This window comes from Shinella sp. Sh6 (assembly GCF_055392685.1).
The window spans coordinates 2,031,149-2,050,776 of sequence record NZ_AP044005.1 but is presented as its reverse complement, the minus strand read 5'-3'; the positions used below and the strand labels follow the sequence as shown (position 1 = coordinate 2,050,776).

Annotated in this window: 14 protein-coding genes; 8 read left to right on the top strand and 6 right to left on the bottom strand. The window is 66.5% G+C overall.

Features of this window, described 5'->3' with window-relative positions:
* Positions 1–34: 34 nt before the first annotated feature.
* Both ACZ5TO_RS09955 and ACZ5TO_RS09950 read left to right on the top strand, forming a co-directional pair.
* On the top strand, positions 35–700 hold the full coding sequence (locus tag ACZ5TO_RS09955) for a TetR family transcriptional regulator C-terminal domain-containing protein (RefSeq protein ID WP_184140451.1): 666 nt from the start codon (positions 35–37) through the stop codon (positions 698–700).
* 28 nt (positions 701–728) lie between these two features.
* Positions 729–1,811, top strand: a complete 1,083-nt coding sequence (locus tag ACZ5TO_RS09950; RefSeq protein WP_464797956.1) for an ABC transporter substrate-binding protein — start codon at positions 729–731, stop codon at positions 1,809–1,811.
* A 150-nt stretch (positions 1,812–1,961) separates the two neighbouring features.
* On the opposite strand, the gene ACZ5TO_RS09945 is transcribed toward ACZ5TO_RS09950, so the two are convergent.
* From ACZ5TO_RS09945 to ACZ5TO_RS09935, 3 genes are read right to left on the bottom strand one after another with little or no spacing between them, the layout of a single operon-like run.
* On the bottom strand, positions 1,962–3,056 hold the full coding sequence (locus tag ACZ5TO_RS09945) for an ABC transporter ATP-binding protein (protein ID WP_464800373.1): 1,095 nt from the start codon (positions 3,054–3,056) through the stop codon (positions 1,962–1,964).
* A gap of 23 nt (positions 3,057–3,079) precedes the next feature.
* On the bottom strand, positions 3,080–3,904 hold the full coding sequence (locus tag ACZ5TO_RS09940; protein ID WP_464797955.1) for an ABC transporter permease: 825 nt from the start codon (positions 3,902–3,904) through the stop codon (positions 3,080–3,082).
* Complete coding sequence (locus ACZ5TO_RS09935) at positions 3,901–4,818, bottom strand: ABC transporter permease (protein WP_464797954.1); 918 nt, start codon at positions 4,816–4,818, stop codon at positions 3,901–3,903. Before ACZ5TO_RS09935 ends, ACZ5TO_RS09940 begins: the two co-directional genes overlap by 4 nt.
* 233 nt (positions 4,819–5,051) lie before the next feature.
* Here ACZ5TO_RS09935 and ACZ5TO_RS09930 point away from each other — a divergent pair, with 233 nt between their 5' ends.
* Together ACZ5TO_RS09930 and ACZ5TO_RS09925 are read left to right on the top strand one after the other, a co-directional pair.
* On the top strand, positions 5,052–6,467 hold the full coding sequence (locus ACZ5TO_RS09930) for an aminotransferase (protein WP_464797953.1): 1,416 nt from the start codon (positions 5,052–5,054) through the stop codon (positions 6,465–6,467).
* Positions 6,468–6,804: 337 nt separating this feature from the next.
* On the top strand, positions 6,805–7,731 hold the full coding sequence (locus ACZ5TO_RS09925) for an IS110 family RNA-guided transposase (RefSeq protein ID WP_464797952.1): 927 nt from the start codon (positions 6,805–6,807) through the stop codon (positions 7,729–7,731).
* Positions 7,732–7,773: 42 nt separating this feature from the next.
* On the opposite strand, the gene ACZ5TO_RS09920 is transcribed toward ACZ5TO_RS09925, so the two are convergent.
* Positions 7,774–8,970 (bottom strand): aromatic ring-hydroxylating oxygenase subunit alpha, encoded by a 1,197-nt coding sequence (locus ACZ5TO_RS09920; protein ID WP_464797951.1) that lies wholly within the window; start codon positions 8,968–8,970, stop codon positions 7,774–7,776.
* A 169-nt stretch (positions 8,971–9,139) separates the two neighbouring features.
* Complete coding sequence (locus ACZ5TO_RS09915) at positions 9,140–9,367, bottom strand: hypothetical protein (protein WP_464797950.1); 228 nt, start codon at positions 9,365–9,367, stop codon at positions 9,140–9,142.
* Positions 9,368–9,532: 165 nt separating this feature from the next.
* Here ACZ5TO_RS09915 and ACZ5TO_RS09910 point away from each other — a divergent pair, with 165 nt between their 5' ends.
* Both ACZ5TO_RS09910 and ACZ5TO_RS09905 read left to right on the top strand, forming a co-directional pair.
* Complete coding sequence (locus ACZ5TO_RS09910) at positions 9,533–10,951, top strand: amidase (RefSeq protein ID WP_464797949.1); 1,419 nt, start codon at positions 9,533–9,535, stop codon at positions 10,949–10,951.
* A 250-nt stretch (positions 10,952–11,201) separates the two neighbouring features.
* Positions 11,202–12,419 carry a DUF2778 domain-containing protein gene (locus ACZ5TO_RS09905; RefSeq protein WP_464797948.1) on the top strand — a complete coding sequence of 406 codons (1,218 nt, stop codon included), beginning with the start codon at positions 11,202–11,204 and terminating at the stop codon, positions 12,417–12,419.
* A 100-nt stretch (positions 12,420–12,519) separates the two neighbouring features.
* On the opposite strand, the gene ACZ5TO_RS09900 is transcribed toward ACZ5TO_RS09905, so the two are convergent.
* Positions 12,520–15,006, bottom strand: a complete 2,487-nt coding sequence (locus ACZ5TO_RS09900; protein WP_464800372.1) for an ATP-dependent helicase — start codon at positions 15,004–15,006, stop codon at positions 12,520–12,522.
* A 274-nt stretch (positions 15,007–15,280) separates the two neighbouring features.
* Between ACZ5TO_RS09900 and ACZ5TO_RS09895 the strand changes: the two genes are divergently transcribed.
* Positions 15,281–16,447: an efflux RND transporter periplasmic adaptor subunit gene (locus ACZ5TO_RS09895; protein WP_184140088.1), complete on the top strand. Its 1,167-nt coding sequence runs from the start codon at positions 15,281–15,283 to the stop codon at positions 16,445–16,447.
* Positions 16,447–19,602: an efflux RND transporter permease subunit gene (locus tag ACZ5TO_RS09890; protein ID WP_184140086.1), complete on the top strand. Its 3,156-nt coding sequence runs from the start codon at positions 16,447–16,449 to the stop codon at positions 19,600–19,602. The genes ACZ5TO_RS09895 and ACZ5TO_RS09890 overlap by 1 nt, the downstream gene beginning before the upstream one ends.
* Positions 19,603–19,628 lie beyond the last annotated feature (26 nt).

Here is a 19,628-nt window from a genome sequence, read left to right as displayed (position 1 = left end):
TTTGAAGAACCCCAGGGGCAAGGTGACGGTGAAGATGCGGGCAGGCACGGCGGAACAGGGCTCGGGCGACGGCGAGAAGCGGGGGCGCAAGGCCTCCAAGGAAACGCGGCGGCAGCAGCTCATCGAGGCGACCATCGATTCCCTCGCCAAGCGCGGCTATTCCGACACCACCCTCGCCGATGTCGCGGACGGGGCCGGGCTCTCCCGCGGCATCGTCAACTTCCATTTCGAGAGCAAGGAAAACCTGCTCATCGCCACGCTGCAGTTCATGGCCGAGGAATATGCGGACCACTGGAACGCGGCGCTGGAGAAGGCTGGGCCGGAGGCGGCAGGCCGCCTGTGGGCGCTCGTCCATGCCGATTTCGACCGCAAGATCTGCACCAAGCGCAAGCTTGCCGCCTGGTGCGCCTTCTGGGGCGAGGCGAAGTCGCGGCCGACCTACCAGGCGCTCTGCGGCGCGCGGGACGTCAAGTACCAGGAGACCGTGATCTCGCTCTGCGCGGCGCTCAAGGCGGAGGGCGGCTATGCCTTCGAGCCGGAGCCGACGGCGCTTTCGCTCTGCGCCATGCTGGAAGGCCTGTGGCTGCGCCTGATGATGGGCGACGGCACGACGCGGGAAAAGGCGCTGGAGGCGGCGATCGCCCATGTCGCCACGGTCTTCCCGAAGCATCTCACATTGCAGGGACCACGATCACAATAGGGAACCCGAAACGGGGAAGGAGAATGGCATGAAGAACGCAGACACGGCCAGACATACCATCACGGCGGTTTTCGCCGCCGCCCTTGCCCTCGGAACCGCGCTTCCCGCCTTCGCCGCCGATACGCTGACGGTGTTCGACTGGTCGGGCTACGAGGACCCCGCCTTCCACCCCGCCTATACGGAAAAGCACGGCGGCTCGCCGGACTTCTCCTTCTTCGGCGACGAGGAGGAGGCCTTCCAGAAGCTGCGCTCCGGCTTCAAGGCGGACGTCGCCCATCCCTGTTCGCAGAGCGTCGTGAAGTGGCGGGAGGCGGGTCTTCTGGAACCGCTCGACACGGCCAAGCTCGCCAACTGGAACGACGTCTTGCCGAACTTCAAGGAGATGAAGAACCTGATGACCTCGGCGGACGGCACCGCCTGGTTCATTCCCTTCGAGTGGGGCAACACGGTGCTGACCTACCGCACGGACACGGTCAAGCCCGAGGAGATCGCCTCGCTGAAGGCCTTCGCCGATCCGAAGTTCAAGGACCGCGTGTCGATCGGCGACAATGTCGACGACGCCTATGCGCTGGCGAGCCTTGCCATCGGCGTCAAGGACTGGACGACGCTGACGGACGCGCAGTTCAAGGAGGCCTCCGATTTCCTGCGCCAGGTGCACAAGAACGTGCGGCTCTACTGGACCGACAACACCGATCTCAGCCAGGCGATGGCGAGCGGCGAGGTCGACCTCGCCTGGGCCTGGAACGAGACGGCGACGACCCTTCAGGCAGAAGGCCAGCCGGTCGCCATCAAGAAGGATACCAGGGAGGGGCTTTCCACCTGGGTCTGCGGCTACGTGCGGCTGAAGGGCGGGGAGGGCAGCGAGGGCCTTGCCTATGACTACCTCAACGCCGTCACCGATCCCGCGGTCGCCGCCTACATGGTCGAGAACTGGGGCTACGGCCATTCCAACGCCAAGGGCATGGCGGCGGTCGACCCGAAGATCCTCAAGGACAAGGGTTATGCCGACGTCGACGCCTTCGTCGCCAACACGCTCTTCCAGTCGCCGATGCCGACGGAACTGAGGCAGAAGATGATCGCCGAGTTCGAGAAGATCAAGTCGGGGTATTGAGGGGGGCGAAAAGACCCCTCCCTAAATCCCTCCCCACAAGGGGGAGGGACTTACGTTGCGGCACTCTCAGCGGAAAATTTGAAAGAAAAGCAGGCTACTGGTCTTTCTCCCCCCTTGTGGGGGAGATGCCCGGCAGGGCAGAGAGGGTCTTTACACCCGCGACACCGGCGGATCCTCCGCCAGCAGCACGAAGGCATCCGGGTCGAATGCCAGCCGGATCTCCGCGCCGATCGGCAGGTCGTCGGCGCCGTAGTTGTTCGTCTCGACCATGGAGAGCGGTTCTTCCAGCCCGTCGATGCCGACCGTAAGATGCGTGACCTCGCCGAAATAGGCGCGGTTCTCGATGCGGCCGGCAAGCTCGTGCGGGGCGCGGTCGTCGTCCCACAGGAGCCGCAGCCGCTCCGGGCGGATGCCGACCGTGACATGGCCGTCGCTGGCGGAAAAGCCGTGCGGCTTGGCAAGGCTCACCGCGCCGAAGCGGGCAGCGTCGACCGAGACGGCGCCGGCCTGTTCGCCGAGCACGCGGGCCTTGAGGAAGTTCATGCCGCCGAGGAAGTCGGCGACCTTGCGGGTGCGCGGGTGCTGGTAGATTTCCTTCGGGGTGGCGACCTGCGCGATGCGCCCGCCGAACATCACCGCGATGCGGTCGGAGAGCGCCAGCGCCTCGTACTGGTCGTGCGTGACGAGGATGAAGGTGATGCCGACGGCCTTCTGCAGCGTGCGCAGCTCCACCTGCATCTCCTCGCGCAGCTTCTTGTCGAGCGCCGAAAGCGGTTCGTCGAGCAGCAGCACCTTGGGGCGCATGACGAGGGCGCGGGCGAGCGCCACGCGCTGGCGCTGGCCGCCGGAAAGCTCGTGCGCCTTGCGCTGGCCGAGGCCGGAAAGGCGCACCTGGTCGAGCGCGTCGCCGACACGCTTCTTCTCTTCCGCGGGCGTCAGCTTCAGGCGCTTGAGGCCGTAGGCGACGTTTTCCGCGACGTCGAGATGCGGGAAGATGGCGTAGCTCTGGAAGACCATGTTGGTCGGGCGCCGGTTCGGCGGCAGGGCGAGGGAGGGCGCGCCGTCGATATAGATCTCGCCGTGCGTCGGCGTCTCGAAGCCGGCGATGGAGCGCAAAAGCGTGGTCTTGCCGCAGCCGGAGGGGCCGAGCAGCGAGAAGAACTCGCCCTCGGCGATGGAGAGCGACACGTCGTCCAGCGCCTTGTAGATGCCGTAGAACTTCGACACGTTCTCAATCTCGATCATCGGGCGTTCGGGCATGTCGGCTCCTAGGGCAGCATGAGCGCCATCTGCGTGCGGCGTTCGGCCCGGCGGCGCAGGATTTCGGCGAAGGTGAGCATGAGGATGGAGGCGGCGAGCATGATGGTGCCGAGCGCCAGCACGCCCGGCAGCTTGGCGGCAAAGCGCAACTGCCCCCAGATATAGACCGGCAGCGTCGGCTCTGTGCCGGAGAGGAAGAAGGCGAGGATGAACTCGTCGAGCGAAATGGTGAAGGAGACGAGGAGGCTGGAGACGATGGCCGGGGCGACGACCGGCAGCGTCACGCGCCGGAAGGTGCCCAAGGCGGTCTCGCCGAGGTCGTAGGAGGCTTCCTCCAGGCTCCGGTCGAAGCCCTCGAAGCCGGAAACCAGCACCGACATGGCATAGGGCACGCAGAACACCGTCTGCCCGAGGATGACGGTGAGAAGCGAGAGCTCGAGGCCCATCGCCAGCACGATCATCAGGAGCGAGACGGCGACGATGATCTCCGGCAGGAAGAGCGGGGCCATGATGAGGCCGGCGGCCGCCTTCTGGCCGCGGAAGCGGTAGCGCGTGATGGCGCGCGCCGCGCAGATGCCGAGGAGCGTGGAGAGCAGCGATACCGTGACGCCGACGACGAGGCTGTTGCGCGCGGCCTCCAGCATGACGGTGTTGCCGATGAGCGAGGCGTACCACTTCGTCGTGAAGCCGGCGAGCGGGAAGGTGGTCGTCGCCGCGTTGTTGAAGGAGAAGACCGGCAGCAGCAGGATCGGCAGGTAGAGGAAGAGGAAATAGACCGCGACATAGGCCGGCAGGAGCGGGATGAGGCGCAGGCGCTGCGTGAGGGCGTTCATCTGATCCTCCGCACCGCGAACTTGAGGGCGAAGACGACGACGGCGGCGGCCAGCGAGACGAGCACCATGGTCGTGACGGAAAGGGCCGCGCCCAGCGGCCAGTTGGCGCCCTTGCCGAACTGCGTCTGGATGGCGGTCGCGATCATCACGCCGTCCTTGCCGCCGACGAGGCGGGGCGTGACGTAGTCACCGACCGTCGGGATCATCACGATGAGGAAGGCCGAGACGACGCCGGGCAGCGAGAGCGGCAGCGTGACGCGGAAGAAGGCGCGCATGCGGCTGTCGCCGAGGTCGCGCGCCGCCTCGATCAGCGTGCGGTCGATCTTCTGCAGCGAGACGTAGATCGGCAGGATGGCGAAGGCCGCCCAGCTATGCACCAGCGTGATGACGACGGCGTTGGAATTGTAGAGGAGCGAGGTCACCGGCTTGTCGATGAGGCCGAGCGAGATGAGGCCGGTGTTCAGCACGCCGCCATAGCCGAGGATGACCTTCCACGACATGACGCGGAGCAGGTAGCTCGTCCAGCAGGGCACGGTGACGAGGAAGAGCCAGAGGTTGCGGTGCACGCCCCCGTGGAACGAGATGAACCAGGCGATGGGATAGGAGAAGACGACGGTGGCGACGCTGACGACGAGCGATATCCAGAGCGAGCGGACGAAGAGGTCGCGGTAGATCGGCTCGGTGAGGGCCTGCCGGTAGTTTTCCAGCGTGAAGGTGCGGTCGATGTCGAGATAGTCCTGGGTCCAGAAGCTGTAGGCGAGGACGGTGAGGACCGGGAGGAGGAGCAGCGCAAGCGCGTAGAGGAAGGTCGGCGAGATCATGGCGAGGCCGCGGGCCTCTTCGCTGCGGACCCACCGGCCTTGCCGCGCCGGTGGGAGCGTGTCGGCCGCCGCGCCGAGCGCCGCCGCCGTCAACGGACGGGTCTCCGGCCGCAACAACTTTCATAGAGCGTGAGATGTCCCGTTTCCATGCGGCGCGCCTTTTCGGCTTCAAGTGTTCCCGACGCCAACATGCGCTCAAATGCCCGTTGAAATCAAGCCCCGATTCTGCGATATTGATTGAACGAACATTCAGTATGAATTGGAAAAATGAAATTTTTCATGCTGTTGGTCGAGAATATTTCTCGTGAAATTCGATGGAGGGAAGCATGGCGGCAATTCCGAAGACGGCAAACGGGCCCGCCGACGAGGCGGCCGACGACCTGACCCTGCTTGCCGAGCGTCATCTGGTGCAGCCCTGGCCCGTTTCCGGCTCCATCGGCGCGGAGGCACGCGGGCGGCTCGATGCGGGCGAGGGCATCTATGTGACGGATGCGAGCGGCCGCCGGCTGATCGACGGGCCTGCCGGCATGTGGTGCGTCAATGCCGGCCACCGCAACCGGGAGCTGGCCGAGGTCATGGCCTCGCAGGCCATGGAGCTTTCCTACAATTCGCCATGGTACACGACGAACGCGCCCTCGGCGATCCTCTCGGCACGGCTCGCCGAGCATGCGCCGGAGGGTGTCGACCATGTCTTCTACACGACGGGCGGGTCCTCGGCCGTCGAGACGGCGCTGCGCTTCATGCAGTTCGCCAACAATGTGAAGGGGCGGCCGGAAAAGAAGCTCATCGTCTCGCGGCAGGGCGGCTATCACGGCTCGACCTATCTTTCGGCCTCGCTCAACGGCCGGCCGCGCGACCACGACTGGATGGACAGTGCGTCCGATCTCGTCGTCAAGCTCTCCTGCCCGGATCCGTTCCGCCGGCCGGACGGCATGAGTGTCGAGGCCTTCTGCGACTTCCTGGTCGAGGAGTTCCGCCAGGTCATCGAGGAGAAGGGGGCCGATCGCATCGGCGCCTTCATCGCCGAGCCCGTCATGGCCTCCGGCGGCGTCATCGTGCCGCCGCCCGGCTACCTCAGGCGCATGCAGGACCTCTGCCGGCGAAACGATATCCTCTTCATCGCCGACGAGGTGGTGACGGCCTTCGGCCGGCTCGGCCATGTCTTCGCCTCGAAGGAGGTCTTCGGCATCGAGCCGGACATGATCACCTTCGCCAAGGGGGTCACATCCGGCTATTTCCCGCTCGGCGGGGTGATGATCGCCGGCCGGCTCTTCGAGGAGCTGCGCCGCTCGAACCACTCCGAGGCGATGTTCGCGCACGGCCTCACCTATTCCAGCCATCCGGTGGGCTGTGCGGTTGCGCTGAAGAACCTCGACATCCTCGAAGGCGGGCTGCTTGCCCATGCGCGCGCCGTGTCGGATCATTTCCAGCAAAGCCTCAAGGCGCTGGAGGAGTTGCCGCTGGTCGGCGAGGTGCGCGGCCTCGGGCTGATGGCCTGCGTCGAATGCGTCGCCGACCGCGTCTCGAAGAACCCGCTCACGCTCGACCTCGAGGTCGGCAAGCGCATCGATAGGCATTGCCAGGACCTCGGCCTGCTCGTGCGCCCGCTCATCCACATGTGCGTGATGTCGCCGCCGCTGACCATCTCGCTCGACCAGATCGACGACATGGCCTCGATCCTGCGCCGCGGCATCGAGCTGACGATGGACGACCTGACGCGGGAAGGGCTGTGGAAGGGCTGAGGCCTTGCGTGTTCGGCCTGCTGTGCGATGTGGATCCTCGGGTCAAGCCCGAGGATGACGGCGGGGAGGAGAGTTACCCCATCCATCAAACGATGCGGCATGCGGAATCGCCGCTTTTGCCGCTATACTTCCCTTCTGTCGTCATCCTCGGGCTTGACCCGAGGATCCTGTGTGTTTTGGTTGGTGTAGGATGGTTGCGGGAAGGAGACCGAGAGGATCCCGGCCGTCGTTTGTAACGGCAGGCCGCCGCATGGCCTGGTCCCTTCCCGCTTCGCCCATCAACCTGAACAGTTGCATGAGGCTGTTGGCGCAGACCTCGCACACAGGAGCAGGCTCCATGACGATACACCACAATTTCATCGGCTGCGACATCGGCAAGGAAGCGGTCGATATCTTCGACCCGCGAACGGCCAGGTTCTGCCGCATCCCCAACACCGAGGCGCAACTGTCCGCCTTCGCAAAGCGCCTCGACCCGGCCGGCGACCTCGTCGTCCTGGAGGCGACGGGCCATTGCGACCGGCTGGTGCGCCTGTGCCTTGCACAGGCCGGCATCGCCTTTGCCCGCGTCAATCCGAAGACGGCGCGGCGCTTTGCCGAGGCGCGCGGGCGGCTGGCCAAGACCGACCGCATCGATGCCCGCTCGCTTTCGCACATGGGGGCCATGTTCGGCCTTTCGGCCGATGCGCCGCCTTGCCCGGTACACGAGCGGCTGGCGGCCCTTGCCCGGCGCCGCGACCAGCTCGTCGACGCCCGTGCGGGCGAGCGCAGACATCTTGGCGAGGCCTTCGATCCGGCCGTGCGCGCCGACATCGAGGCCATGATCGCCATCCTCGGCGAGAGGATCGCTGCAATCGAGAGCGCGATCGACGAGCAGATGCAGAGCGGCAACCTTGCCGAAGGGGCCAGGCGCCTCGCATCGGCTCCCGGCGTCGGCAAGGTGACGGCCCTGGCCCTGCTTGCCCATATGCCCGAACTCGGCACGCTCTCGCCCAAGGCGGCGGCAAGCCTTGCCGGCCTTGCGCCCTTCAACGACGATTCCGGCAAGAGAGCAGGCCGCCGCCGCATCAAGGGGGGAAGACCAAGGGTGCGAAAGGCCCTCTATATGGCCGCCCTCGGCGCCATCAGGGCCTCATCGCGCCTGCGCACCTTCTACCTCGCCGTCAAGGCCAGAACGGGCGCCGCTAAGGCCGCCATCATCGCCGTCGCGCGAAAGCTCATCACCATCCTCAATGCCATGCAGCGCGACAAAACCCATTTCCGATGAAACACAGTTGCCACCCGGCGAGTGCGGCTCTGGCGGAGGCGCCTAGCCCTGCCGCAGCCCGGCATTGACGCCCGCCATCTCCTTTTCCTCCGGCGCATCTTTCAGCGTCATCACCGGCAGCACGCGGCGCAGGTGGTCGTGGTGGGTGCGCACGCCGTATTCGAGGTCGGAGAGGTAGAATCCGGCGAAGGCGTTGGAGGTCATGGCCTCGTTGGACCAGACGGTGAGCTGCACGTCCTCGGCCTGCGTGTCGCGGTCGATGCGGTAGGCGAGGTAGCGGGCGAGGCGGCGCGCGCGGTCTTCCTCGCGGTAGCGATAGATGCCGCCCCGCAAAAGCGTCTTGCCGACGGCGACCGGGAACTCCTGGTAGAATTGCACGGTCTCGGGCGTCACGGCGATGACGCAATTGGGGAAGAGGCCGAAATAGATCCACGCCTTGCGCAGGTGCTCCGGCAGGCGCGCGTTCTCCGGCGATATCCTGACGTAGTTGCGCACGCTCCAGCGCCGGCCGGCATGGGGATTGTAGGTGGCGAAGGAGCGGCAGAGGCCGTCGACGAAGGGCTCGTCGTAATAGGTGGAGCCGTAGAGGTCCTGCAGGGCCGGATGGGCCATGGCGACGTGGTAGCCTTCGTTGTCGACATCGCGCACCGATTTCCAGTTGACCGGGCTTTCCTGCGTCCAGATATCGCCGGCCGGCACCATCTCCTCCGAGCGGTAATGCGACAGCTCGGCCTCGAAGGGCTTCATCACCTCGGCGACGGAAGGTTGCGGGCCGGGGGCGAAGCGGATGAAGACGAAGCCTTGCCAGACCTCGCATTCCAGCGGCTTCAGGGCGAATTCGTCCTTGTCGAGCGGGGGAAAGCTCTTCGGGCGCGCGGCGCCGCGCAGCGTGCCGTCGAGATTGTAGACCCAGCCGTGGAAGGGACAGACGAGGGCGTTGCGGCAGGCGCCCTTCTCGTCGGCGACGAGGCGCGAGCCGCGGTGGCGGCAGATGTTGTGGAAGGCGCGCACCGCGCCGTCCTGCCCGCGCAGGATGAGCGCGCGCTCGCCGACGACGTCCATGGCGAGGTAGTTTCCGGGCTCGGGAATGTCGGAGACATGGCAGGAGATCTGCCAGTGCTCGCGGAAGACATGCTGCTTTTCCAGCTCCAGGAGGGCGGGGCTATGGTAGCACCAGCCCGGAAGCCCGCTGCGGTCCCAGTCGTTCGGAACGCTGATATCGCGGATCATCTCGTTCATGTCGCTCCCCATATCTTGCTGAACGTTCATTCAATATAAGCATAATTCCCGTTCAAAAGGAATAGGTTGCGAAGCCGGTGGTTTTTGCGGATGCGAAAGGCCCCGGCCGAGAGGCGGCCGGGGCTGCGGGGCGCTCGTCTCCAGGCGATGCCGTGATGCCGGAAAGGCTTCAGCGGCAGACCCTTACGGTCCTGAAGACGACGTGGCCCCATTTGTTGTAGCGCTTGACCTTCTTCCAGAAGCAGTGGCGGTGATGGCCGTGATAGTGCGAATAGCCGTGGTGGTGGCCCCAGCCGTGGCCGCCGACGCCGAAGTAGAAGCCGCCGGCCTGCGAGGGGGCGGCGAAGGACACCGCTGCGACGGTCGCGATGACGGCGGACATAAGGAACTTGCGCATTTCTCTCTCCTCTCTGGCCTTCAAGGATGAAACGCTCATCCTCTGGCTCCAACTTTCGCAGAGGGAAGGGGGCCGCGCTGTTCCGCATGGAACAGGCGGGCTCGCGGGCTGGCGCTTCGTCCCGGCGCCTGCTAGCTCTTCTTCGAACGACCGCGGGAGCCGAGCTTGCAGGACATCACCGACCTTTCCGCCCTTGCGCTATCCTCCGCCATCGCCGAACGCCGGCTCGACTGCCGCGCCGTGATGGCCGCCTATATCGAGCGCATCGCCGCGATCAATCCGCGCCTCAACGCCATCGTCAGCCTGCGGCCGGCGGACGAGCTGATGGCCGAGGCGGAGGCGGCGGACCGGGCGCTGGCGGCGGGAACGCATCGCGGCTGGCTGCACGGCATTCCCTTCGCGGTGAAGGACCTTTCCGAGGCGAAGGGCATCCTCTGCTCCTTCGGCTCGGCGAACTATGCCGATTTCGTGCCGGACTATGACGATATCCATGTCGAGCGCATCCGCGCGGCCGGCGCCATCGTCATCGGCAAGACCAATGCGCCGGAAATGGGCCTCGGCTCGCATACCTACAATCCGGTCTTCGGCGTCACCCGCAATCCCTATGACGTGACGAAGAGCGCGGGCGGTTCTTCCGGCGGGGCGGCGGCCGGGCTTGCCGCGCGCATCCTGCCGGTCGCCGACGGCAGCGACATGATGGGCTCGCTGCGCAATCCCGCCGCCTTCAACAATGTCGTCGGCTTCCGGCCTTCCTTCGGCCGCGTGCCTTCGCTCGGCAACGAACTCTTCCTCGGCCAGCTTGCCGTCAACGGGCCGATGGGGCGCAGCGTCGCCGATGTCGCCGCCTTGCTTGCGACGCAGGCCGGGCACGACCCGCGCGACCCGCTGTCGCTCTCGGACGAGGACCTTTCGGTCGACCTTCACCGGGATATCGCCGGTGCCCGCATCGGCTGGCTCGGCGATTTCGGCGGCCATCTTCCCTTCGAGCCGGGCGTGCTGGAGCTTTGCCACGACGCGCTCGGCGTCTTCCGCAGGCTCGGGTGCCATGTCGAGGAGGTCGCGCCGGGTTTCGACATGGACAGATTGTGGCAAACGTGGCGGGCGCTGCGCCATTTCCTCATTGCCGGCGGGCAGGCGGCTGACTACGGCGACCCGGCCCGGCGGGCGCGCATGAAGCCGGAACTTCTCTGGGAGATCGAGCACGGCCAGCGGCTGACGGCGGCGGAGGTCCATGCCGCCTCGCTCGGGCGCAGCGACTGGTACCGCTACATGCTGGACCTGTTCGCGGCTTACGATTTCCTCGTCCTGCCCTCCGCGCAGGTCTTCCCCTTTTCGGCGGAGCTGGACTGGCCGAAGGCCGTGAACGGCCGGGAAATGGACACCTACCATCGCTGGATGGAGGTGGTGATCGGCCCGACTCTCGCCGGGCTTCCCGTCGCCGCCATGCCGGCCGGCTTCAGCGCGGAAGGGCTGCCGGCGGGCATCCAGATCATCGGCCGGCCGCGCGGCGACCGGCAGGTGCTGTCGGCGGCGGCGGCCTATGAACGCGCCACCGACTGGCTCGGCCGGCATCCCCAGATATAGCCATAGCCGGGCTTTGGACACGCCAGCGCCGCATTTTCGTGAAAGGCACGCTTGCCGGGTGTCGAGGACCGCCCGGCAGACTCCTTCAAAAACATGAGGCGCCGTTTAGGAATTGCTTACCATATTTCGTCATTCTTTGCTCGTTCGGCAAGGCTCCGGGACGCGTGGTTCCGCCTGCCGCCAGCGTAAAGGCCTTCGGAGCGTCATTTCCGCGGCCGCGTCGAGTAACGAGTATCGGGTAACGAGTATCATGGCGTCTGTGTACGAGTCCGCGCGCTCCGCGTCCAAGTCCCGGCAGGGCCGTTCCGGGAGCATCCTTCTCAGCGCCGCGCTTGCCTGCGGCGTGCTTGCCGGCTCCGCCTGGGCCGTCGTCTCCACGCTTCATGCCATGCAGGATGCAGCCTCCTCGCTTGCCGAGGGGCGCAGGTCCATCGCCGCATCGCTCTCCGTCGCATCGGCCGGCATTAGCGACGCCCAGCCCGAGCGCCTGGTGAAGGTCGCCAAGTTCTCGCGCCTTTCCCCGCCGTCCGAAAGCGAGATCCGCCAGAAGCAATTGACCGCCGAGGCGATCCAGGCCTCGCGCCAGCGCAAGATTTCCATCGAGCTCGCCTCCGCCGTCAAGCGCGAGAAGGCCAAGGCCCTGATGATCGAGACGGCCGTCGCCCGCGCCGAGCGCTCCGTGGAGCAGGAAAAGGCGATCACCGGCGAACGCGCGCTCGTCACCGCCATGCTTCCCGACGACGTTTCCGGCCGCAAGAGCATCCAGCCCTTCGGCCTCGTCATGAAGAAGGCCGAAGCCGAGGAAGAGGACAGCGAAGACGATATCCTCAGCGATATCCCGCTGCCGGAAACCCGCCCGGCACTCGAGACCGTCACGATCGAGCGCAAGCCGGCGGAGGAAAAGCCCGCCACGCGCACGGCCACCCGGCAGGCGAAGGAGGACGACGACGACGACAAGGACGTCGCCATCGTCAAGCCGGAGCGCTCGCTGTTCGGCGATCTCTTCAAGAGCCGCGGCAACGGCACCGGCTGGGTGGGTAAGGGCACGAAGGTGGCGATCTACGACGTCTCCAACGCGACCGTCTACATGCCCGACGGCACGAAGCTGCGCGCTCATTCCGGCATCGGCAAGATGCGCGACAACCCGCGCTTCGAGCATGTCAAGATGACCGGCCCGACGCCGGCCGGCATCTATCGCCTGCGCATGCGCGAACGGCGCTTCCACGGCGTCGAGGCGATCCGCATGCTGTCCGTCGACGGCCGCGATCCCAAGAACCGCACGGGCCTGCTGACGCACACCAATCTCCTGCGCGGCCAGAAGGGCTCGCACGGCTGCGTCGCCTTCCAGAACTACGAACCGTTCCTCAATGCCTTCAAGCGCGGCCATGTCAACATGCTGGTCGTCGTGCCGGAACTGCCGTCGTCCCGCACGCAGCTTGCCGCGCTCTACAGGAAGGCCGGGGCGTAAAGACCCCTCCCTAAATCCCTCCCCGCAAGGGGGGAGGGACTTGCCCTGCGGCACCCTCAGAGAGAAAATTTCAAGGCTAGCGGGCAGAGAGGGCCTTTGCTCACACCGGCTGGACGAACCCGTCCAGCACGCGTTTCTGGCCGGCGCGGTCGAAGTCGATCGTCAGCTTGTTGCCCTCGATCGCCGCAATGTTGCCGTTGCCGAACTTCATGTGGAAGACCCGGTCGCCGATGGAGAATTTCGAGGGCTCCGTCACGGTCGACTTGGCCACCAGCTCGCCTTCGATGGTGCGGGCGCGCGGGCCGCTTTCGCCATAGCCGATGCGCTCGACGGCGTGGCCGGAGCGCGAGCCCCAGTTGTCGCGCGTCGCCTCCGTGCGGTTCGCCTGGGCGCGCCGCCAGCCGGGCGTCGAATAGGTGTTCTGGAACGGCTCCTGCTTGTCGAAGCGCGACTGGCCGTATCCGCCGCGCCCGTAGCCGCCGTAGGACTGCTCCACCTCGGCGACTTCCACATGGGTTTCCGGCAGTTCGTCGAGGAAGCGGGAGGGTAGCGTCGTCTGCCAGAGGCCGTGGATGCGGCGGTTCGAGACGAACCAGATGTGGCAGCGGCGCTTGGCGCGCGTGATGCCGACATAGGCAAGGCGCCGCTCCTCCTCCAGCCCCGCGCGGCCGCCCTCGTCGAGCGAGCGCTGGTGCGGGAAAAGGCCTTCCTCCCAGCCGGGCAGGAAGACGGTCTCGAATTCGAGGCCCTTGGCCGAGTGCAGCGTCATGATCGAGACGGCGTCAAGGTTCTCGTTCTGCTCGGCATCCATGACCAGCGAGACGTGCTCCAGGAAGCCGCGCATGGATTCGAAGGCCTCCATGGAGCGGATGAGTTCCTTCAGGTTTTCCAGCCGCCCCGGCGCCTCGGCCGACTTGTCGGCCTGCCACATCGCCGTATAGCCGCTCTCGTCGAGGATCTGCTCGGCAAGCTCGGTATGCGGCATCGTCTCCAGCAGCGACTGCCAGCGGCGGAAATCGGTGACGACGTCGAAGAGCGCCTTGCGCGCCTTCGGCTTCAGTTCGTCCGTCTCGACGATGTCGGCGGCGGCGGCGAGCATGGGGATGTCGCGGGCGCGGGCATAGTCGTGCAGGTTGCGGATCGTCGTGTCGCCGAGGCCGCGCTTCGGCGTATTGACGATGCGCTCGAAGGCGAGGTCGTCGGCCGGCTGGCTGACGAGGCGGAAATAGGCGAGCGCGTCGCGGATCTCCAGCCGCTCGTAGAAGCGCGGGCCGCCGATGACGCGGTAATTGAGGCCGAGCGTGACGAAACGGTCTTCGAATTCGCGCATCTGGAAGGAGGCGCGCACGAGGATCGCCATGTCGTTCAGCTTGTGGCCCTTGCGCTGGAGCTGCTCGATCTCCTCGCCGATGGCGCGGGCCTCTTCTTCCGAATCCCAAGCCGCATGGACGACGACCTTGTCGTCGTCCGGGTCGCGCCGGTCGGTGAAGAGCGTCTTGCCCAGCCGGTCCTCGTTGTGCGCGATCAGATGGCCGGCCGCGCCGAGGATATGGGCGGTGGAGCGGTAGTTGCGCTCCAGCTTGACGACCTTGGCGCCGGGAAAATCCTTCTCGAAGCGCAGGATATTGTCCACCTCCGCCCCGCGCCAGCCGTAGATCGACTGGTCGTCGTCGCCCACGCAGCAGAGGTTGACGAGGCTCGCGGCCGCACCGCGCCTGTCGGCGCTGGCTTCCGGCGTGCCCTTCGGTCGCTGCGCCAGAAGCCGCAGCCACATATATTGGGCAGTATTGGTATCCTGATACTCGTCGACGAGGATGTAGCGGAAGCGCTGGTGGTATTCGGCGAGCACGTCCGGATTGGCGCGGAACATGCGGATCGGGTGCAGCAGGAGGTCGCCGAAGTCGCAGGCGTTCAGCGTCTTCAGGCGGTTCTGGTAGGCGATGTAGAGCTCTCGCCCCTTGCCGTTGGCGAAGGCCCGCGCGTCGCCTTCGGGGATCTGCGCCGGGTCGAGGCCCTTGTTCTTCCAGCCGTCGATCATGCCGGCGAACTGCTTTGCCGGCCAGCGCTTGTCGTCGATGCCTTCCGCCTGGAGGATCTGCTTGATGAGGCGCACGACGTCGTCGGTGTCGAGGATCGAGAAATCCGAGCGGAGGCCGACGAGCTCGGCATGGCGGCGCAACAGCTTGACGCCGATGGAGTGGAACGTGCCGAGCCAGGGCATGCCCTCGACGGCGCCGCCGACGAGGAGGCCGATGCGCTCCTTCATCTCGCGGGCGGCCTTGTTGGTGAAGGTCACGGCGAGGATCTGGCTCGGGAAGGCCCGGCCGGTCGCAAGGATATGGGCGATGCGCGTCGTCAGCACGCGCGTCTTGCCGGTGCCGGCGCCGGCGAGCACCAGCACGGGGCCGTCGAGCGTTTCCACCGCCTCGCGCTGCTCGGGATTGAGACCGGCAAGATAGTCCGGCGCCCGGTGTGCGTCTCGCGCCGCCATGGCGCGCGCGGCGATGCCGCCGGCGGGCTTTGCTGGCCTTGCGGAAAGCTGCGGGTCCTCGTCGAAGAAGGGAATGTCGTCGTAACCGCTGATCATGCGGCTCAATGTAGTGATTCGGGACCGAAAGGCCAGTTTTCCGTTCTGCTTTTATTCCCGGGGTGCTAGATTATGAGGACGGCGGCCGGCGGCGCGACGGCGGGCTGCCGGAAGAGGGCGGCCTTTTCTTACGGTTCGGTAAGGCAGGGGGCCGCCAATCTTACAATTCCGTAATGATCGCATTCTTTCATTGTCCGTTCATTCTCAAAGCGGGATAGTTGGTCTATGTCGCGGTGCAGTACGTGACGGTTCGCTTCCATCGGAGAAAGATTGCATGCGGGTTTGGAAACAGCTCCTCATCGGCACCGGCGTCATCGCGGCCGGGGTTCTGCTTTGGGGTCGCTTCGTGCCCGGGGCGAACGACATGCTGGAGGCTGCCGGCCTTCCCGGCAAGCTCGTCGCCGCGATCGCGCCGGCCGGTGAGGACAAGGCGGACGGCGGCCAGAAGGCGGGCGGGCGCCGCGGCTTCGGCAACGGGCCGACGCTCGTGGCCACCAAGCCCGTCGCCATGGCCGTCGTCAACGACCGGCTGAATGCCATCGGCGACGGCGAGGCGATCCGCACCGTGACCGTGACGCCCTATGCGACCGGCAACCTCACGGACGTGCTCGTCCAGTCGGGCGAGCGCGTGGAACAGGGGCAGGTCATCGCCCGGCTCGACAGCGAGGAGCAGAAGATCGCCGCCGACCAGGCGCGCGTGGCCCGCGACAGCGCCGAGCAGAAGCTGAAGCGCGTCCAGAACCTGCGCTCCTCCACCAGCCTCGCCGAACTGCAGGATGCGGAAACCGCGGTGAAGGCGTCGGAACTTGCCCTGCGCAATGCCGAGCTTGCCCTCAGCCGCCGCGACATCACCGCGCCCTATGGCGGCGTGGTCGGCATCATCTCGGTCAATCCGGGCGACTACGTCACGACCTCGACGGCGATCGCCCGCATCGACGACCGTTCGGAAATCCTCGTCGACTTCTGGGTGCCGGAGCGCTTCGCCACCTCCGTGCGCGTCGGCGGCGAGGTCTCGGCGACGGCCGTGGCGCGGCCGGGCGAGACCTTCTCCGGCACGGTGCAGGCCATCGACAACCGCATCGAGCAGGAAAGCCGCACCCTGCGCGTGCGCGCCCGCATAGCCAATCCCGAGGACGTGCTGCGCGCCGGCATGTCCTTCCAGGTGACGATGCGCTTTGCCGGCGACCTTTATCCGAGCGTCGATCCGCTCTCCGTGCAGTGGAGCGCGGACGGCTCCTACATCTGGCGCGTCAAGGGCGACAAGGTCGAGCGCGTGCCGGTCCATATCGTCCAGCGCAATCCCGACATGGTGCTCGTGAAGGCGGAACTTGCGGAAGGCGACCAGGTCGTCACGGAAGGCGTGCAGACCCTGCGGCCCGGCGGGGCCGTGCGCAAGGTGGCCGAAGGCGAACAGGCGCCCGCGGCCACGGAGGGCTCGTGATGTCGGGGGAAGCCACCGGCCACAACGATACCGGCAAGGCGGGCTTCACCGCGCTTTTCATCCGCCGGCCGATCTTCGCCCTCGTGCTCAATACGCTGATCGTCGTCGCGGGCCTTGCCGCCTTCAAGGGCGTCGAGATCCGCGAGCTTCCCTCGGTCGACCAGCCCGTCATCAGCGTCACCACCAATTTCGACGGCGCCTCGCCGGAAACGGTCGACCGCGAGCTGACCGACGTGATCGAGGGCGCGGTCTCGCGCGTCCAGGGCATCAAGGACATCTCCTCCGTCTCCTCCTTCGGCCGCAGCCGCGTCACGCTGCAGTTCTCCGACACGACGGACGTGAACCAGGCCGCGAACGACGTGCGCGACGCGCTCGGCCGCGTGACGAACCAGATCCCCGACGGCGCCGACGATCCGCGCGTCGTCAAGGCCGATGCGGACAGCCAGCCGATCATGCGCCTTGCGCTGACCTCCGACACGCAGTCGCTGGAAGACCTGACGCTGCTCGCCGAAAACGAGATCACCGACAGGCTCGCCTCCGTTGAAGGCGTTGCCGACGTCGTGGTCTACGGCGACCAGGAGAAGATCTTCCGCGTCGACGTCGACCAGTCGAAGCTCGCCGCACGGGGCCTCACGGTCGCGGACCTGCGCAATGCGCTCGCCACCGCCGCCTTCGACGTTCCGGCAGGTTCCCTGAAGAGCCAGAGCCAGGACATCACCGTGCGCGCGACGGCGGATCTCGTCAAACCCGCCGATTTCGAGAACCTGATCCTGAAGAACCGCGTGCGCCTCGGCGACGTCGCCATGGTGACGCTCGGGCCGGACGAGGGCTCGACGGCGCTGCGCTCCAACGGGCGGCAGGGCATCGGTCTCGGCATCATCCGCCAGGCCCAGTCCAACACGCTCGACATTTCCGCCGGCGTGAAGCAGATGGTCGGCCAGCTCGGCAACGTTCTGCCGGAAGGCACCCAGCTCAAGATCACCAGCGACGATGCCGTCTTCATCGACGGCGCCATCCACGAGGTGGAGATCGCGCTCGTCGTCGCGGTGCTGATCGTCACGCTCGTCATCTACCTCTTCCTGCTCGACTGGCGCGCGACGCTGATCCCGACGATCAGCATGCCGATCGCGCTCGTCGGCACCATCGCGGCCATCTACATGGCGGGCTTTTCCGTCAACATCCTGACGCTGCTCGCCATCGTATTGGCGACCGGCCTCGTGGTGGACGACGCCATCGTGGTGCTGGAGAACATCGTGCGCCGGCGCGCCGAAGGCCTCAAGCCGCGGGCGGCCGCCATCCTCGGCACGCTGGAGGTGTTCTTCGCGGTGGTCGCGACCACCGCGACGCTCGCCGCCGTCTTCGTGCCGCTCTCCTTCCTGCCGGGGCAGGCGGGCCGGCTCTTCCGCGAGTTCGGCTTCGTGCTCGCCTTCGCGGTGCTGCTCTCCTCCTTCGTGGCGCTGACGCTCTGCCCGATGCTCGCCTCGCGCATGCTGACGAAGGACGTCAAGCACGGGCATACCGGCGTTCTGGCGCGCATCGGCGCGGCGGCATCCGGCTTCTACCGGCGCACGCTGCGGGCCTGTCTCGGCGCGCCGCTCATCGTCTTCGTCGTGGCGCTGCTCTTCACGGCGGCGGGCGCGACCTCGTTCTTCACCATCAAGTCGGAGCTGACGCCGAGCGAGGATCGCTCGATGGTCATGCTGCGGGTCAACGCGCCGCAGGGCGTGTCGCTGGAATATGCGCAGGACCAGATGAAGCTGATCGAGAACAAGCTGCGCCCGCTCTACGACAGCGGCGAGATCGTCAACATCTTCTCGATCTCCGGGCAGGGCGGCTCGACCAACAGCGGCTTCATGGTGCTGACGCTCGCGCCCTGGAAGGAGCGCGCCCGCACGCAGCAGCAGATCGTGCAGGACATCAACAAGGCGGTCGCGACCGTTCCCTCCGTGCGAACCTTCGTCATGCAGCCGAACAGCCTCGGCATCCGCGGCGCCGGCAACGGCCTCCAGGTCGCACTGGTCGGCAACGACTACACCAAGCTCGGCAATGCGGCGGCCGAGCTCGTGCGCAAGATCGAGGACAGCGGGCGCTTCCAGAACGTGCGCCTCAACTACGAGGCCAACCAGGCGCAGCTTTCCGTGACGATCGACCGCGAGCGCGCGGCCGATCTCGGCATCGACATCACCGGGCTTTCGGCGGCCCTGCAGGCGATGCTGGAGGGCACCAGCGTCGTCGACGTCTATGTCGAGGGGCAGGCCTATCCGGTCAAGCTCTCCTCCACGACGACGCCGATCAACGACCCGATGGATCTCGAAAACATCTTCCTGAAGACCGGCGACGGCAAGATCGTGCCCATGTCCTCCATCGCCTCGCTGGAAGAGAAGGCCGTCGCCCCGCAGCTTTCGCGCGAGCAGCAGCTTCGCGCCGTCTCGCTCTCGGCCGGCCTCAAGGACGGGCTTGCGCTCGGCGATGCGCTGTCGATGGTCCAGGAGATGGCGCAGCCGCTCCTGCCGGACGGCGCCCGGCTGATGCCGATGGCCGAGGCCGCGACGCTGCAGGAGAATTCGAGCGGCCTTGCCGTCACCTTCGGCTTTGCCATCGTCATCATCTTCCTCGTGCTTTCGGCGCAGTTCGAGAGCTTCGTCAGCTCGATCATCATCATGGTGACGGTGCCGCTCGGCCTTGCCTGCGCCGTCTTCGCAATGGTGGCGACGGGGACGACGCTCAACATCTACAGCCAGATCGGGCTGGTGCTGCTCGTCGGCATCATGGCGAAGAACGGCATCCTCATCGTCGAATTCGCCAACCAGCTTCGCGACCGCGGGCAGGATATCCGCAGCGCCATCGAGGATGCCGCCAACATCCGCCTGCGTCCCGTGCTGATGACGATGATCGCCACCGTCGTCGGTGCGGTGCCGCTGGTGCTGGCGAGCGGGGCGGGCGCCGAGGCGCGCATCTCGCTCGGCTGGGTGCTGGTCGGCGGCCTCGGCCTCGCCACGGTCGTCACGCTCTATTTGACGCCCGTCGCCTATCTGGTGATCGCCCGCTTCACGAGCCCCCATGCCGACGAGGAGAAACGCCTTGCCGCCGAGCTGGAGCATGCCGAGGCGCTGGCGCGCGGCGGCGCGCGCGACCTGCCGCTCGCGGCGGAGTGATTTGCGGCGGTGAGCCGATATTGCGG

What these genes read in the sequence shown, in the direction of transcription:
- ACZ5TO_RS09955 (WP_184140451.1), top strand. Translation starts at nt 35, where the DNA reads ATGCGGGCAGGCACGGCGGAACAGGGCTCGGGCGACGGCGAGAAGCGG.
- ACZ5TO_RS09890 (WP_184140086.1), top strand. Translation starts at nt 16,447, where the DNA reads ATGTCGGGGGAAGCCACCGGCCACAACGATACCGGCAAGGCGGGCTTC.
- ACZ5TO_RS09945 (WP_464800373.1), bottom strand. Translation starts at nt 3,056, where the DNA reads ATGATCGAGATTGAGAACGTGTCGAAGTTCTACGGCATCTACAAGGCG.
- ACZ5TO_RS09940 (WP_464797955.1), bottom strand. Translation starts at nt 3,904, where the DNA reads ATGAACGCCCTCACGCAGCGCCTGCGCCTCATCCCGCTCCTGCCGGCC.
- ACZ5TO_RS09895 (WP_184140088.1), top strand. Translation starts at nt 15,281, where the DNA reads ATGCGGGTTTGGAAACAGCTCCTCATCGGCACCGGCGTCATCGCGGCC.
- ACZ5TO_RS09930 (WP_464797953.1), top strand. Translation starts at nt 5,052, where the DNA reads ATGGCGGCAATTCCGAAGACGGCAAACGGGCCCGCCGACGAGGCGGCC.
- ACZ5TO_RS09905 (WP_464797948.1), top strand. Translation starts at nt 11,202, where the DNA reads ATGGCGTCTGTGTACGAGTCCGCGCGCTCCGCGTCCAAGTCCCGGCAG.
- ACZ5TO_RS09950 (WP_464797956.1), top strand. Translation starts at nt 729, where the DNA reads ATGAAGAACGCAGACACGGCCAGACATACCATCACGGCGGTTTTCGCC.
- ACZ5TO_RS09915 (WP_464797950.1), bottom strand. Translation starts at nt 9,367, where the DNA reads ATGCGCAAGTTCCTTATGTCCGCCGTCATCGCGACCGTCGCAGCGGTG.
- ACZ5TO_RS09900 (WP_464800372.1), bottom strand. Translation starts at nt 15,006, where the DNA reads ATGATCAGCGGTTACGACGACATTCCCTTCTTCGACGAGGACCCGCAG.
- ACZ5TO_RS09920 (WP_464797951.1), bottom strand. Translation starts at nt 8,970, where the DNA reads ATGAACGAGATGATCCGCGATATCAGCGTTCCGAACGACTGGGACCGC.
- ACZ5TO_RS09925 (WP_464797952.1), top strand. Translation starts at nt 6,805, where the DNA reads ATGACGATACACCACAATTTCATCGGCTGCGACATCGGCAAGGAAGCG.